The 14,519-nt window shown below is 73.5% G+C and carries 13 protein-coding genes and 1 tRNA gene; 11 read left to right on the top strand and 3 right to left on the bottom strand.

Annotated features, from left to right (window positions below):
- The first annotated feature begins 145 nt into the window (after positions 1-145).
- From LHA35_RS22195 to LHA35_RS22155, 9 genes are all read left to right on the top strand, one after another.
- Positions 146-886, top strand: coding sequence for a DUF1194 domain-containing protein (locus LHA35_RS22195; protein WP_226612140.1), 741 nt, complete (start codon positions 146-148; stop codon positions 884-886).
- Positions 887-1,382: 496 nt separating this feature from the next.
- The gene (locus LHA35_RS22190; protein ID WP_226612138.1) at positions 1,383-2,273 is read left to right on the top strand and encodes an EAL domain-containing protein; all 891 of its coding nucleotides are present in this window, start codon (positions 1,383-1,385) and stop codon (positions 2,271-2,273) included.
- Positions 2,234-3,211: an NAD(P)/FAD-dependent oxidoreductase gene (locus tag LHA35_RS22185; protein ID WP_226612137.1), complete on the top strand. Its 978-nt coding sequence runs from the start codon at positions 2,234-2,236 to the stop codon at positions 3,209-3,211. Before LHA35_RS22190 ends, LHA35_RS22185 begins: the two co-directional genes overlap by 40 nt.
- Positions 3,208-3,777 carry a pyridoxamine 5'-phosphate oxidase family protein gene (locus tag LHA35_RS22180; protein ID WP_226612135.1) on the top strand — a complete coding sequence of 190 codons (570 nt, stop codon included), beginning with the start codon at positions 3,208-3,210 and terminating at the stop codon, positions 3,775-3,777. Before LHA35_RS22185 ends, LHA35_RS22180 begins: the two co-directional genes overlap by 4 nt.
- 25 nt (positions 3,778-3,802) lie before the next feature.
- Positions 3,803-4,096 (top strand): DUF3253 domain-containing protein, encoded by a 294-nt coding sequence (locus LHA35_RS22175; protein WP_226612133.1) that lies wholly within the window; start codon positions 3,803-3,805, stop codon positions 4,094-4,096.
- Complete coding sequence (locus LHA35_RS22170) at positions 4,093-4,542, top strand: DUF1499 domain-containing protein (RefSeq protein ID WP_226612131.1); 450 nt, start codon at positions 4,093-4,095, stop codon at positions 4,540-4,542. The genes LHA35_RS22175 and LHA35_RS22170 overlap by 4 nt, the downstream gene beginning before the upstream one ends.
- Before the next feature lie 153 nt (positions 4,543-4,695).
- Entirely contained in the window at positions 4,696-6,435 is a 1,740-nt protein-coding gene (locus LHA35_RS22165) for an ABC transporter ATP-binding protein/permease (RefSeq protein WP_226612129.1), read from the top strand.
- Positions 6,436-6,679: 244 nt separating this feature from the next.
- A tRNA-Lys gene (locus LHA35_RS22160) sits at positions 6,680-6,755 on the top strand.
- A 142-nt stretch (positions 6,756-6,897) separates the two neighbouring features.
- On the top strand, positions 6,898-7,884 hold the full coding sequence (locus LHA35_RS22155) for a YihY/virulence factor BrkB family protein (RefSeq protein ID WP_226612128.1): 987 nt from the start codon (positions 6,898-6,900) through the stop codon (positions 7,882-7,884).
- Between the two features lie 177 nt (positions 7,885-8,061).
- Here the strand turns inward: LHA35_RS22155 and recQ are convergent, their stop codons facing one another.
- The 3 genes from recQ to LHA35_RS22140 form a co-directional block, all read right to left on the bottom strand.
- The gene (gene recQ, locus LHA35_RS22150) at positions 8,062-9,891 is read right to left on the bottom strand and encodes a DNA helicase RecQ (RefSeq protein ID WP_226612126.1); all 1,830 of its coding nucleotides are present in this window, start codon (positions 9,889-9,891) and stop codon (positions 8,062-8,064) included.
- Between the two features lie 51 nt (positions 9,892-9,942).
- Positions 9,943-10,335 carry an OmpA family protein gene (locus LHA35_RS22145; protein WP_226612124.1) on the bottom strand — a complete coding sequence of 131 codons (393 nt, stop codon included), beginning with the start codon at positions 10,333-10,335 and terminating at the stop codon, positions 9,943-9,945.
- 110 nt (positions 10,336-10,445) lie between these two features.
- On the bottom strand, positions 10,446-11,405 hold the full coding sequence (locus LHA35_RS22140; RefSeq protein ID WP_226612123.1) for a radical SAM protein: 960 nt from the start codon (positions 11,403-11,405) through the stop codon (positions 10,446-10,448).
- 214 nt (positions 11,406-11,619) lie between these two features.
- Here LHA35_RS22140 and LHA35_RS22135 point away from each other — a divergent pair, with 214 nt between their 5' ends.
- Both LHA35_RS22135 and arsA read left to right on the top strand, forming a co-directional pair.
- Positions 11,620-12,129, top strand: a complete 510-nt coding sequence (locus LHA35_RS22135; protein WP_226612121.1) for an Hsp20/alpha crystallin family protein — start codon at positions 11,620-11,622, stop codon at positions 12,127-12,129.
- Positions 12,130-12,381: 252 nt separating this feature from the next.
- Positions 12,382-14,157 (top strand): arsenical pump-driving ATPase, encoded by a 1,776-nt coding sequence (gene arsA, locus LHA35_RS22130; protein WP_226612119.1) that lies wholly within the window; start codon positions 12,382-12,384, stop codon positions 14,155-14,157.
- Positions 14,158-14,519 lie beyond the last annotated feature (362 nt).

Here is a 14,519-nt window from a genome sequence, read left to right as displayed (position 1 = left end):
CGCATCAATTTCTTGCAGCGCAGCATGCCGGCCGCTAGTCTGACGGCAACGAGGAGCAACCCAGCCACCGGCCCGCCTGTCAGGTCCATGCCGGACCGTGCCGCCCCGCATCGCGCGGGCCCGGTCGCCGGCTCTAGGGGGTCATATGCTCCGTCGTACGCTGCTGGGCGCCGCCCTGGCCACGCCCGCCCTGCTCCGCGCCACCAAGGCCAGCGCCAACACGCCGGTCGATGTCGAGCTGGTCCTGGCCGTCGATGTCAGCCGCTCGGTGGACCCGGAGGAGCAGGAACTGCAGTTCAGCGGCTATGAGAAGGCCTTCCGCGACCGGACGCTGATCGAAGGCATCATGGGCGGGCCAGTGGGCTCCATCGCCTGCATGATGTTCACCTGGTCGGACTGGCACATCCAGAACGTGGTCGTCCCCTGGACCAGGCTGGACAGCCCGAGAACCGCCCACGGCTTCGCCGATGCCATCGCCGCCGCGCCGCGGCGCACCTGGCTCTATACCTCCATATCCGGCGCCATGGATTTCGCCGCGAAGCAATTCGGCCAGGGCTTCGAGGGCACCCGCAGGGTCGTCGACATCTCCGGCGACGGCGTGAACAATTCCGGTCGGCCGGTGGCCGAGGCACGGGAGGCGGCGCTCTCCCAGGGAATCGTGCTGAACGGCCTCGCCGTGCTGGACCGGCAGCCCAGCCCCTTCGCCCAGACCTCCGGCCTGCCGCCGCTCGACGAATACTACCGGGATGAGGTGATCGGCGGCCCGGGCGCCTTCCTGGTGGTGGCGGAGGGCTTCGCCGCCTTCGAAACGGCGGTACGGCGCAAGATCATCCGCGAGATCGCGGCGCGCCCGCTGCCGGGCGCGCTGGTCGAACGCTTCGCCTGACGCGGACAGCCATCGGGGGTGACCCGCCAGCGGCCCCCTCGACCGCCGGGCGGCCTGCTCCGCAAAGCCCGGCCAGAGCGGATCGCCGGCGGGCGTGAAGGCCCCGGGAAGGCGAATCTGCCCTGCCATCCATGAACGACAGCGGATCGGCATGCAGGACGGAAGGTCGATCCGCTGTGGGCCGCATCTGCGGCGGCGCCCGATCGCGCGCCGGCATGGGGGGACATTCATGCCGCCGGATCGAGGCCGGCGGCCCGATTTCGGAAGCGCATCCGGGCGGAGGCGCCGCGCGTGCTGCGACGCGGCGCGGCCTCGCGCGGCGAGTCGACCCCCGGCCCTGCCGCACCGGTCCATTTATTTCGCATTGATCGCAATTATACCCGATGGTCGGAGGTCGTGTTTGTATATCCTCGCCCAGGTGGACACCGTCGCGCCGGGCATTAGGGGTCGCTTCACGCCATGCGTGGCTACTGCCGATGCGAGAAGGACAGGCAGGATGCCGCTCAACCCCATCCGACACCCCATGGCAATCGCCGCCGGCCAGCTCGACCGCGGGCTGCGGCGGCGACTCGCCGCCGACCTGCGGACGGCCCTGGTGCGGGGTGAGCTGACATTGCACTACCAGCCGCGGGTCCGCCTGCGCGATGGCGAAACCACCGGCGCCGAGGCGCTGCTGCGCTGGCACCATGCGCGGCGGGGATCGGTGCCGCCCGCCGCCTTCATTCCCGTCGCCGAGGGGTCGGACCTGATCGTCGCGCTCGGCGGCTGGGTGCTGCGGCAGGTCGCGACCGCCGCCGCCGCGCGGCCCTGGCTCGGCCGGGTCTCGGTCAATGTCTCCGCCCGGCAGATCCTCTCCCGCGCGCTGCCTGGCCAGGTGGAGGCGGCCCTGGCCGAGAGCGGCCTGCCGGCCGAGCGGCTGGAGCTGGAGCTGACCGAGACCCTCGCGCTGCAGGAGGGGCCGGAGGTCGCCGCCATGCTGGCGCGGCTGCGGGACAGGGGCATCGCCATCGCCCTCGATGATTTCGGCAGCGGCTATGCCTCGATCGGTCGGCTGCGGCGGCTGCCCTTCACCACTCTGAAGCTGGATCACAGCCTGATCGCCTACCTGCCCGGGCAGGCGGCGGATCTGGCCGTGCTGCGGGCGGTGCGCGATCTCGGCCATGCCCTCGGCCTCCGGCTGGTGGCGGAGGGGGTGGAGCGGCCGGAGCAGCGCGACCTCCTGGCCGGGCTCGGCTTCGACGAGGCGCAGGGATACCTGTTCGGCGGGCCGGTGCCGGTGGATGCGCTGGTCCCGGACGCCCTGCCGGGCCTTGCGCCGGCAGCCGGAAGCCCCACCGTAACGGCTGCATGTCCTCCCCCCGAATCGCCGTCATCGGCGCCGGCCTAGCCGGCCTCGCCTGCGCTCGCGCCCTGGCCGCGCGCGGCGCCGCCATCCGCCTGTTCGACAAGGGCCGCGCCGCCGGCGGAAGGCTGGCCACGCGGCGGGCCGAGGCCGCCGGCCAGGCGCTGCAGTTCGACCATGGCGCCCAGTACCTGACCGCGCGGACGGAAGGCTTCGCCGCCCTGCTGGCGGCCTGCGGCGCCAGCCCCTGGGGCGAGCCCGGCCGCTTCGTCGGCACCCCCGGCATGTCCGCCCTGCCGCGGGCCATGGCCCGCGGGCTCGACCTGGCCGCGGCGCGCCATGTCACGGCGATCGAGGGCCGGCCAGGCGCCTGGGTGGTCCGGCACCTGGATGCCGCGCTGCTGCGCCCGGGCCGCCCCCGGCCCGCCACGGAGCCAGAGGCCGAGGGTCCCTTCCAGGCCATCGCCATCGCCCTGCCGCCGGTCCAGGCCGCCCCGCTAATCGCCCCGCACGCGCCCGAATGGCCGGCCCGGCTGGCGGCGGTGCGGATGGCGCCCTGCTGGACCGTCATGGCCGCCTTCGCCACCCGCCTGCCCCTGCCCGATTCGCTGCGGCCGGCGCCGGGCGGCGCCATCGGCTGGGCGGCGCGGGACAGTTCCAAGCCGGGCCGCCCGGCTGGCGCCGAATGCTGGGTGGTGCAGGCCGGCCCGGACTGGTCCCGGGCCCATCTGGAGGATCCGGCGGAGGCAGTGGCGCCGGCCCTGCTCGCCGCGCTCGGCGCCCTGGCCGGGGCCGACCTCCCTGCCCCCGCCCATGCCGCGGCGCATCGCTGGCGTCATTCGCTGGTGGAGGCGCCGCTCGGCGAGGCCTGCCTGGCCGACCCGGCGCTCGGCCTTGGCCTCGGCGGCGACTGGTGCCTGGCCGGGCGGGCTGAGGCGGCCTTCGAGAGCGGCACGGCGCTCGCCGCCGCGCTGCTGCCGTGACCGCGTCGGAGACGCTGGCGGCGGTGCGGGCGGAGGCCTTCCGCCTGCTTGCGCGCGGCGTCGCCGACCGGCGCAGCGCCTTCCACACCCCGACGCTCGCCACCATCGGCCCGGACGGCGCCCCGCAGCTTCGCACCCTCGTGCTGCGGGGCTTCGACGCCGCCAGCCGGACGCTTCGCCTGCACACCGACCGGCGCAGCGCCAAATGGGCGGCGCTGGCCGCCGAGCCGCGGGCGGCGCTGCAGGTCTATGATGCCGGGGCGCAGATCCAGCTCCGCCTCTCGGGCCGGGCGAGGCTGCATGCCGAGGACGACACCGCCGATGCCGCCTGGGCGGCGAGCCGGGCGGGCAGCCGGTCCTGCTACGCGGTGGAGCCCGGGCCGGGGATGCCGGTGCCGGCACCGCCGCCCGCGCCGCCCGGGGACACCGGCGGCCGCGCCCATTTCGGCGTCATCCACCTCGCCTTCGACCGCATGGAATGGCTCCATCTCCGCCGTTCCGGCCATCGCCGCGCGGTCTTCGCCTGGGGGCCGGAGGGGCTGCACGAAACATGGCTGGTGCCCTGACCGGCCCGGCCTATCCTCCCGCACCATGCCGATTCCCGAGGAGGATGCGATCGCATCCGAAATCCTGCGCCAGACCGCCGCGCGCGGCCCGGACAGGTCGATCTGCCCGAGCGAGGTGGCCAGGGCGCTCGCCGACGGCGATGACGGCCCCTGGCGGCCGCTGATGGGCCGCGTCCGGCAGGCCGCCATGGCCCTCGCGCGCCAGGGCCGCGTCGAGATCCTGCGCAAGGGCAAGCCCGTGCCGCCCGTGGAGGTGCGCGGCGTCACCCGCCTGCGCCAGCCGGGGCCGGCCGGGCCGGAAGGCGGGGCGCCGGCATGAGCGGGCCGATCGGCGCCCTGTTCGGCAGGGGCATCGGCGGGCTGCCGCCGGCCACGCCGCTCGACTTCGCCGCGCTGCGGCTGCCGCCCTCGCCCAATACCTGCCTCGCCGCGCCACCTGGCGGGCATGCCCAGGCCCATATCACCGTGCCGCCCCTGCCGGTGGATGCCGCCACCGCCTGGCCGGCGCTGCGGGCGCTGGGCGATGGCTTGCCGCGCGTCTTCCGCTACGGCGAATGGCCGGAGCGGCGGCAGGCGCAATGGGTCGCCCGCACGCCGCTGATGAACTACCCGGACATCGTGACGGCGGAGCTGGTGCCGGGCCCGGCCGGCGCCGGCCTCTTCCTCTATTCCCGCAGCCTCTTCGGCTGGTCGGATCTCGGCGTGAACCGCAGGCGGGTCGAGGCCTGGCTCGCCGCGCTCGAGGCCGCGCTGCGGCGGCGCTGAAGGCCGCGGCGCCTCCCGGCCCGACCGCGCCCCATGCCCTCCCCTTCGCCGGCGACCAGCCGCGCCCTGCCACCCGGGTGGAGCCCCGGCCGGGCCCCAGCGCCCCGGGCCGCCGGCCTGCCCCCCTCCCACGCCTGATCCCGGAGATCGCGCATGCGGCGCATCGGCTCCTTCCTGCATGACGCCTGGCGGATCGCCGGGCCCTATTGGCGCAGCGAGGAGCGCTGGCGCGCCCGCCTGCTGCTCGGCGTGGTCGTCGCGCTGAACCTTTCGCTCGTCGGCATGACGGTGCTGCTGAGCTACTGGAACCGGGAGTTCTTCAACGCGCTGGAGCAGAAGGACGCCGAGGCCTTCTGGGCGCTGCTCTTCTGGTGGCGGCAGACCGAGAGCGGGCCGATGCCCGGCTTCGTCTTCGTCGCGGCGCTCTACATCCTGATCGCGGTCTACCAGCTCTATCTCCGGCAGGCGCTGCAGATCCGCTGGCGCGCCTGGATGACGCGGCGGGTGCTCGACCGCTGGCTGGCCGACCGCGCCTATTACCGCATCGCCCTCACCGATCCGGGCACCGACAACCCGGACCAGCGCGTGGCCGAGGACCTGCGCCTGTTCGTGGACGACTCGCTCGCGCTCGGCCTCGGCCTGATGCGCTCGGTCGTCACCCTGGCGAGCTTCATCCTGGTGCTCTGGGGCCTCTCCGGCCCGGCCACCATCCTCGGCATCGAGATCCCGGGCTACATGGTCTGGGTGGCGCTGGCCTATGCCGTGGTGGGCACCGCCCTGGCGCATCTGGTCGGGCGGGCGCTGATCCCGCTGAACTTCCACCAGCAGCGGGTGGAGGCGGATTTCCGCTACGCCCTGGTGCGGTTCCGCGACAATGCCGAGGGCATCGCGCTCTATGGCGGGGAGGAGGACGAGAAGCGCGGGATGCTCGCGCGCTTCCAGGCGCTGATGGAGAATTGGTGGCGGATCATGGTCATCACCAAGCGGCTGACCTTCTTCACCGCCGGCTACAGCCAGGTGGCGATCGTCTTCCCCTTCGTGGTCGCCGCGCCGGCCTATTTCACCGGCCGCATCCCGCTCGGCGGCCTGACCCAGACGGCGAATGCCTTCGGCGAGGTGCAGGGAGCGCTGTCCTGGTTCGTGGACAACTACCGCAGCCTGACGGAGTGGCGGGCGACGGTGAAACGGATCACCGGCTTCCTCGACGCGATCGAGGCGGCGCGCGGCGCCAGGGCGCCGGGCGCCGGGGTCCATGCGGAGGCCGAGGCGCGGCCGGACCTGGCGCTGGACGGCGTGACGCTGGCCCTGCCGGATGGCCGCGTGCTGCTGGAAGGTGCCGAGGCCCGGATCGCACCGGGCGAGGCGGTGCTGGTCGCCGGCCCCTCCGGCTCCGGCAAGTCCACCCTGTTCCGGGCGATCGCCGGCATCTGGCCCTTCGGCGCCGGGCGGGTGCGGGTGCCGGCCGGCGCCTCCGTGCTGTTCCTGCCGCAGCGGCCCTACCTGCCGCTCGGCACGCTGCGCCGGGCGGTCTGCTACCCGCGCGATGCGGCGGCCTTCCCCGAGGCTGAGGTGCGGGAGGCGCTGGAGGCAGCGGGGCTCGGGCATCTCGCGCCGCGGCTGGAGCAGGAGGATGCCTGGGACCGCCGCCTCTCGGGCGGCGAGCAGCAGCGGGTGGCCCTGGCCCGCGCGCTGCTGCTGAAGCCCGACTGGCTGTTCCTGGACGAGGCGACGGCGAGCCTCGACCCGGAGGCGGAGGCGCGGTTCTACCGCCTGCTGCAGGAGCGCCTGCCGGGGACGACGCTGGTCTCCATCGCCCACCGCCCGGCGGTCGCGCAGTACCACCGGCGGGCGCTCCGGGTGCGGGAGGGGCGGCTGGTGGCAGGGACGGCGTAGAGCAGATCGCGGCAGGCCGTGAACGACCGGGCGCGTGAAGCTGCTCGAAAGGCCGGAAGCACCAGCGGATCGGCGTTCGGTACGAACGCAGCCCGCTGTAGCCGGGCGGCCCGCCGGGCTTTCGCCGAACGGTTGCGCGGAACCGCGCCGGAACATCCGGCACGGTTTTCGCGCCAGCCCCCCTTTCCTCCGCGGGGCGGGGGCGCTATTGCGCCGCCCCCATGCAGGATCCGCCCTGCGTGCCGGGCCGCTAGCTCAGTTGGTAGAGCATCCGACTCTTAATCGGACGGCCGTAGGTTCGAATCCTACGCGGCCCACCATCCGCCTTCCGTCCCATCGGGCCCACCGCCCCGGAACCGCACCGGCGACAGACCGGTTCCCGCCCGCGGGAAACCTCCTCCGCATCTCCCCCGTTCTGCCGCCGCGAGCCGCCGGGACGTCCGGCCGGCGGAGGGGTGGTGCATGTTCGGCAGGTTCTGGTCGCTGATCCGCGAAAGCGTGGAGGATTTCATCGAGGATGACGCGATGAGCCGCGGCGCGGCCATCGCCTACTACACGATCTTCTCCATCGCCCCGCTGCTGGTCATCGCGACCGCCATTGCCGGCCTCTTCTTCGGCGAGGACGCCGTGCAGGGCGCGATCGCCGCCCAGCTCCGTGACCTGGTGGGGGAGCGGAGCGCCGAGGCGGTGCAGGCCATGGTGCGCGGCGCGAGCAACAGGACCTCCGGCACCATCGCCACGCTGATCGGTGTGGTCACCCTGCTCTTCACCGCGAGCGGCGTCTTCGTCGAGCTGCAATCGGCGCTGAACCTGATCTGGCGCGCCCCGACGCCGCCGGGGGACACGGTGACGCGGCTGGTGAAGGCCCGCATCGCCAGCCTCGGGCTCGTCGCCGCGACGGGCTTCCTGCTGCTGGTCTCGCTGCTGGCCAGCGCCGCGCTCTCGGCTTTCGCCACCTGGTTCGGCGGGCTGCTGCCGGAGATGCGGCTCATCCTCGCCGGGCTGAACTTCCTGATCTCCTTCGCCACCATCTCCGCGCTCTTCGCCGCCATCTACAAGATCCTGCCGAACCGGCCGCTGGCCTGGCGGGATGTCGCGGTCGGGGCGGTGGTGACCGCCTTCCTCTTCACGGTCGGGAAGTCACTGATCGGCTGGTATATCGGCAGCAGCACCATCGCCTCCGCCTATGGCGCGGCGGGGTCGCTGATGGTGGTGCTGCTCTGGGTCTACTACTCCGCGCAGGTCTTCCTGCTCGGCGCGGAGTTCACCAAGGTCTGGGCCGGAATGAAGGGCAGCGAGGAGGCGCGGAAGGCGCTCGAGGCCGAGCCGCTGATCCCCTCGCGCAGCCGCCGCCAGCGGCGGGAGGGGGAGCGGAAGAGCGCAGCCCCCTCCCTCGGCGCCGCGGCGCTGACCGCGGTGGCGCTCACCATGCTGAAGCGCAGGCGCTGAGCGGCCGGGGACCTCCAGCGGATCGCGTTCATATCTGAACGCCCATCCGCTGGTGCTTTTTGTCTTTCGAGCGGAGTCGCGCTGCGGGGCGGTCACGCCTCTCCGCGATCCGCTGTAGACCGCTGTTTGTAGAGCGGATTCACGCTGTGGGGCGGTCACGCCCCTCCGCGATCCGCTCTATCCCGCCTCCCGCACCACCCGCAGCACGTCCTCGGCGTAGCGCTCCAGCTTGCTGCGGCCGACGCCCGGGATCATCGCCAGGTCCTCGGCATCCTGCGGCCGCATGGTGGCGATGGAGGCCAGCGTCTCGTTCGAGAAGATCATGTAGGCCGGCAGGCCCTGCGCCTCCGCCTCCCGCTTCCGCCAGCCGCGCAGCGCATCGAAGAGCGGGTCGCCCGCCATGGCCGGCGGCGTGCCGCGGCCGGCGCGGTCGCGCGGCGCCGCGGCCGTCACCGTCTCCGCCCGCAGCATGACCTTCTGCTCGCCCTTCAGGATCGGCCGCGCGGCGTCGGTCGGCACCAACTCGCCATGGCTTTCGATCGCCACATCAAGCGCGCCCATGGCGACAAGTTGCCGGGCCACACCGCGCCAGGCCTGGTCGGAGAAATCCTTGCCGACGCCGAAGGTCGGCAGCCGGTCATGCGCGAATTGCGCGACCTTGTCGGTCATCCGCCCGCGCAGGACATCCACCAGATGCCCGACGCCGAAACGCCGGCCGGTGCGCAGCACCGCGCTCAGCAGCTTCTGCGCCGGGACCGTGCCGTCGAAGAGCCGGGGCGGGTTGCGGCAGACATCGCAGGCGCCGCAATTCTCCGGCCCGTCTTCGCCGAAGCAGCGCAGCAGAATGCGGCGCCGGCAGGTCGCGGCCTCGGCGATCGAGACCATCGCCTCCAGCCGCGCGCGCTCGATCCGCTTCTGCTCGTCCGGCGCCGGGCTCTCCTGGATGCGGTGGCGGGCGAGCGCGATGTCGCCGGCGCCGTAGAGCAGCAGGGCCCGGGCCGGCAGCCCGTCCCGCCCCGCGCGCCCGATCTCCTGGTACCAGCTCTCCGGGCTGCGCGGCAGGTCGAGATGCGCGACCCACCGGACGTCCGGCCGGTCGATGCCCATGCCGAAGGCGATGGTCGCCGCCATGACGACGGCGTCGCCGCGGGCGAAGCGCCGATGCGCCTCCCGCTTCGCCTCCGGCTCCATCCCGGCATGGAAGCAGAGCGCGTCATGGCCGTCGGCGCGCAGCCATTCCGCCGTCTGCTCGGTCCTGGCGCGGCTGCCGCAATAGACGATGCCGGCCCCCGTGCCGTCCGAGGCCGCCTTGATGAAGGCCCTGAGCTGCCCTCGCTCGCTCTCCCGCGGCGCGGCGCTGATGAAAATGTTCGGCCGGTCGAAGCCGCCGCGGAAGACCGGGCTGTCCGAGAGGCGGAGCTGCGCGCGGATGTCCTCGACCGTGCGCGGGTCGGCCGTCGCCGTCAGGGCCAGCCGCGGCACGCTCGGGAAGCGCTCGGCCAGCAGGCCGAGGCCGCGGTATTCCGGCCGGAAATGATGGCCCCACTGGCTGACGCAATGCGCCTCGTCGATGGCGAAAAGCGCGAGGTCGCGGCGGGAGAGGAAATCGAGCGTTCCGTCGAGCGTCAGGCGCTCGGGCGAGACGTAGAGCAGCTTCACGGCGCCCCGCCCCAGGTCGCGCCGCACCTCCCGCGCCTGCTCCTCCGGCAGGTCGGAATGCAGCGCCGCCGCCGCGATGCCCTGCTGGCGCAGGGCCGCGACCTGGTCCTCCATAAGGGCGATCAGCGGCGAGACGACGATGCCGAGGCCGGGGCGGCAGAGCGCCGGCACCTGGAAGCAGAGCGACTTGCCGCCGCCCGTCGGCATGAGGACGAGGCCGGACCCGCCCGCCATGACATGGCGGACGATCTCCTCCTGGCGGCCGCGGAAATCGGGATGGCCGAAGACGCGGTGCAGGATCTCCTCGGGCGCCTCGCCCGTGGTCTCCTGCCTCGGCTGGTCGAGCATGCCCGCGCCTATAGCACGCCGCGGCGGATTGCCATGGCCCGCGGTGGGGCATTACGGCCCGATGACGATCTCCACGCGGCGGGATTCGGTCGGGAAGCTCTCATAGGGCACCGCGCCACGCGACTCGATGCGGATCCGGCGGCGGTCCACGCCGCCCTCGGCCAGGTGGTCGGCGACATGCCGGGCGCGGGCTTCGGCCAAGCTGCGGTTGAAGGCCGGCGTGCCGCTGTCAGGCGCGGCGAAGCCGCGGACCCGAACCGGGGTGCCCGGCCGCTCCTTCGCCTGGGCGGCGACCTCGGCGACGAGGGCGGCGCCGTTCTCGTCCAGCGCCGCGCTGTCCTGGTTGAAGAAGACCGCCGTGACCCGGGCGGGGCCGGGTGCCGGGGCCTGGCAGGCGCCGAGCGCCAGCAGCGGCAGGGCAGCAAGGGCGAGGCGACGGCGCATGGCATGACTCCGGTTCGGTCAGGACCCGGATTGCGCCGGAAAACCCGGCCCGGCGTCAACCGCAGCCCGAGCGGCAACCGCCGCGGTGGCGACCCCTCCGGACCCGGCGCTCAGCGCGAGCAGGCCGCCCCGCCGAGGACGCAGAATTTGGCGCAATGCGGATGGTTCAGCGCGACGGGCCGGGCCGCCTCGGCCAGCGTCGCGCCCAGTTCGAATTGCGGATCGTAGGGCAGCAGGGTGCAGGCCAGCACCGCGGGTCGCGCCGCGCCGCGCCGCTTCACCACCATCCGGGCGGAGGCGCACATCAGGCTGTCCGGGCTCTTCTTCAGGATGCCCCAGCAGGCGGTGGTAATCTCCGGCACATCGGCCATCGCATCCATCTCCGGGAAGAGCATCAGCGCCACGGGATCTTGGGCATCGATCGGGATGCCGTGCCCGGCGAAGAGCCGGGCGAAGCCGGCACGCATCGCCGCCTCCCCCTCCTCCCCGAAGGCCGCGCGTCCCGCGACATGCACGCGGAAGCCTTCGCGCGCGAGCCATGCCAGCCCTTCCAGCGCGCTCGCGAAGCTGCCCTCCTGCCGCTCCAGGTCGTGCAGCCGGGCGGAATGGTGGTCGAGGCTGACGCGCAGCGTCAGACGCTCGCCGAACTCCGCGCGCAGCGCCAGCAGGGACGCGGCGTGGTTGCGCATCGGCTTCATGGCATTGGTCAGCACCAGGGCGCGGAAGCCCCGCGAGAGCACCTCCCGCAGCATTGCCGGCAGGTCGCGGTTGAGGAAGGGCTCGCCGCCGGTGAAGCCCACCTCCTCCACCGGCAGGGCGTCCCGCGCGATTTCCTCGAGATAGTCTCGCAGCTCCGCCGCCGAGAGATAGGCGAGCGCGTCGTTGCGCGGGCTGCTCTCGATGTAGCAGTTGCGGCAGGTGATGTTGCAGAGCGTGCCGGTATTGACCCAGAGCGTGCGCAAGGCCGAGAGCGCGACGGCTGCCCGTGCCTCGCCCTTCGCCGTCACCAGCGGGTCGCCGAACTTCCGGGGGTCGAGGGGACGGGACGCGGGGGCGGCAATCACGGACACGCGGCGCGGGCTCCTCTGGCGGCCTGTGAGACTTCGGCCGGGTGGCGCCGGCGGGAACCGGCCGAGCCTATCACAGATGCTTGTCGCCGCATGGCGGGCGGTTCACCCGGCGCGTCGGCATCCTTGATTCCACGCAAGGCGGGGGCGGCGGGACCGCGCCAGCCTGCGCCCAGGCCCCGAGCGGCCTGCCAGAAGCAACAAGACGGAGGAATAAATGCTTTCCCGCTTCCTTGCATCCCGCAATGACCTCACCCGCGGCGACGATCCCTTCTCCCAGCTTCAACGCGAACTGACCCGCGCCGTGGATGACGTGTTCCGCGGCGCCGGTGGCCTGCGCTCGCCCTTTGGCGCCGGCTTCGCCCCGAGTCTCGACGTGAAGGAGACGCCGCAGGGGCTGGAGCTGACCGTCGAGTTGCCGGGTGTCGCCGAGGAGGACATCGACCTCTCGCTGGATGGCGAGGTGCTGACGCTGCGCGGCGAGAAGAAGGAGGAGAAGAAGACCGAGGAGAAGGGCGTGCATGTGCAGGAGCGCAGCTATGGCAGCTTCCAGCGCAGCCTGCGCCTGCCCTTCGCGCCGGAGCCGGGCAGCGTTTCGGCCAGCTTCGACAAGGGCGTGCTGCACGTGACCCTGCCGAAGCCGCCACAGGCCCAGGCGAAGGAAAATCGCATCCCGATCAAGGGCGGCACGCAGCAGGGGCCGATGGGGAACGCCGCCACGGGCTGAACCGGGGCCCGGGAGGGCCCACAGGCCCTCCCGCACCTGGTCCCGCCCCCCGGTGCGGCGCCGCGCGAAACCGCCATCGGGGGAACCGGCCCGATGCGGCACCACCTGCCGGCTGGTGCCGAGGCGGAGGACCGGCGACAGGCCCGCCTGCCGCACCATCCTCCGGCGACAGGCACCATCGCCGGCTGAACATTCCCGCGGGAGGGGCGGCTCGCCCGCCCCCCCTGCCGACATCCGTCGAGGAGGCCGCCCATGTCCAGCCCACTCCCCGCCTGGCTGCGCGATCCGCCGCGCCAGCTCTTCTTCACGGGCAAGGGGGGCGTGGGGAAGACCTCCCTCGCCTGCGCCACGGCCATCACGCTGGCGGAGGCCGGCCGGCGCGTCCTGCTGGTCAGCACCGACCCCGCATCGAACCTGGACGAGATGCTGGGCCAGCCGCTGACGGATGCGCCGCGGCCGATCCCGGGCGTGCCGGGCCTCTCGGCACTGAACATCGACCCCGAGGCCGCGGCCGAAGCCTATCGGCGCCGGGTCCTCGACCAGTTCGGGCCGCAGGCCGGCGCGGAGGAGCGCGCCACGGTTCGGGAGCAGCTCTCCGGCGCCTGCACCACCGAGATCGCCGCCTTCGACGAATTCGCCGGGCTGCTGGCCGGCGGGGCCGAGGGCTTCGACCATGTCATCTTCGACACCGCGCCCACCGGCCACACGCTGCGGCTGCTCAGCCTGCCCAAGGCCTGGACCGGCTTCCTCGAGGGCAATGACCGCGGCGCCTCCTGCCTCGGCCCGCATTCCGGCCTGAAGATGCAGGAGGCGCGATTCCAGGCGGCGCTGCGGGCGCTCGGCGACGCGGCGCGCACGCGGATCGTGCTGGTCACCAGGCCGGAGCGCTCGGCGCTGATCGAGGCGGCGCGCACGGCGGCGGAACTCGCAGCGCTCGGCCTCGGCAACCAGCACCTGGTGGTGAATGGCGTCTTCCATGCCAGCCAGCCGGGCGACGCGCTGGCGGCCTCGGTCGAGGCGCTGGGGCGGGAGGCCCTGGCCGCCCTGCCGGCGGCGCTGCGGGACCTGCCGCGCGAGGAGGTGCCGCTCAGGGGCTTCGACATGGTCGGGCTGCCGGCCCTGCGCGCCCTGCTGCGACCGGGCGAGGCGCCGCCCGCCGCCCCGGCCCTGGCGGACGCGCCGCCGACACCCGAACTGCCGGGGCTCGACCGCATGGTGGCGGAGCTTGCCGGGAAGGGCAGCGGGCTGCTCATGGTGATGGGCAAGGGCGGGGTCGGGAAGACCACCGTCGCCGCGGCCTGCGCGGTGGGCCTGGCGCGGCGCGGCCTGGCGGTCCATCTCAGCACCACCGACCCCGCCGCGCATCTCGACCTGACGCTGGCCGGCGGCGCCCTGCCGGGCCTCACCGTGGACCGCATCGACCCGAAGGCGGAGACGGCGCGCTATGTCGAGCGCATCATGGCGACGCGCGGCCGCGACCTGGATGCGCAGGGGCGCGCCCTGCTGCGGGAGGACCTCCGCTCCCCCTGCACCGAGGAGGTGGCGGTCTTCCATGCCTTCTCCCGCATCGTGGCGGAGTCCCGCAGCGCCTTCGTCGTGCTGGACACCGCACCGACCGGCCATACCCTGCTGCTGATGGACGCGACCGGCGCCTATCACCGGCAGATGACGCGCCACCTCGACCCACAGGCCGCCGCCGCAGGACGCATCGTCACGCCGCTGATGCGACTGCAGGACCCGGCTGCCACCCATGTGGTGCTGGTGACGCTGCCGGAGACGACCCCGGTCTCGGAGGCGGCGGCCTTGCAGGAGGATCTGCGGCGCGCGCGCATCGAACCCTGGGCCTGGGTGGTGAACCGCAGCCTGCTCGCCGCCGGCACGCGGGACCCGCTGCTGCGGCAGCGGCTGGCGGGGGAGCGGCAGCAGTTCGAGCGGCTGCGCGGCGGCCTCGCCCGCCGCCTCTTCGTCCTGCCCTGGCAGGCGAGCCCGCCGGTCGGGATGCCCGCGCTGGAGGCGCTGGTGGCCTGATCGCATCGGCCCGGATGCGTGGCCGCAGGCGGGCAGGAACGCGCCCCTGCGACGGGCCCCGGCCGTGACGCGGACATCCTCGGCACCGCGATGAGCGGCGCTGCCGGCACGCGCCGGACCCTTCGCTGCCGCGTGATGGGGGACACGCGCAGCACGCCCCCACCGCGAGCGGCATCGCCGCCGCTGCAGACGAATGCATCCTTCGGGGTTGTGCTGCGAAGGCAGGCACCCCATCTTGGGGCGGTCAGCCTCGTTTGGTTCGGCCTGCTCTCCATAGCTCGTGATCGAGCGCCGAGCCCGGTGTCCGTCTCCCCTCGATGTTCGATCCGCCCGGCAATGTCGCGGGGCGGTACCTATTTCTA

It is taken from the genome of Roseicella aerolata (assembly GCF_020523605.1).
Taxonomy (GTDB): domain Bacteria; phylum Pseudomonadota; class Alphaproteobacteria; order Acetobacterales; family Acetobacteraceae; genus Paracraurococcus; species Paracraurococcus aerolatus.
Note: the sequence above shows the minus strand (reverse complement) of the source record. Positions and strands in the feature narration are given on the sequence as shown.

Coding starts and splice junctions, on each gene's coding strand:
- LHA35_RS22195 (WP_226612140.1), top strand. CDS start 146: ATGCTCCGTCGTACGCTGCTGGGCGCCGCCCTGGCCACGCCCGCCCTG.
- LHA35_RS22190 (WP_226612138.1), top strand. CDS start 1,383: ATGCCGCTCAACCCCATCCGACACCCCATGGCAATCGCCGCCGGCCAG.
- LHA35_RS22185 (WP_226612137.1), top strand. CDS start 2,234: ATGTCCTCCCCCCGAATCGCCGTCATCGGCGCCGGCCTAGCCGGCCTC.
- LHA35_RS22175 (WP_226612133.1), top strand. CDS start 3,803: ATGCCGATTCCCGAGGAGGATGCGATCGCATCCGAAATCCTGCGCCAG.
- LHA35_RS22170 (WP_226612131.1), top strand. CDS start 4,093: ATGAGCGGGCCGATCGGCGCCCTGTTCGGCAGGGGCATCGGCGGGCTG.
- LHA35_RS22165 (WP_226612129.1), top strand. CDS start 4,696: ATGCGGCGCATCGGCTCCTTCCTGCATGACGCCTGGCGGATCGCCGGG.
- LHA35_RS22155 (WP_226612128.1), top strand. CDS start 6,898: ATGTTCGGCAGGTTCTGGTCGCTGATCCGCGAAAGCGTGGAGGATTTC.
- recQ (WP_226612126.1), bottom strand. CDS start 9,891: ATGCTCGACCAGCCGAGGCAGGAGACCACGGGCGAGGCGCCCGAGGAG.
- LHA35_RS22145 (WP_226612124.1), bottom strand. CDS start 10,335: ATGCGCCGTCGCCTCGCCCTTGCTGCCCTGCCGCTGCTGGCGCTCGGC.
- LHA35_RS22135 (WP_226612121.1), top strand. CDS start 11,620: ATGCTTTCCCGCTTCCTTGCATCCCGCAATGACCTCACCCGCGGCGAC.
- arsA (WP_226612119.1), top strand. CDS start 12,382: ATGTCCAGCCCACTCCCCGCCTGGCTGCGCGATCCGCCGCGCCAGCTC.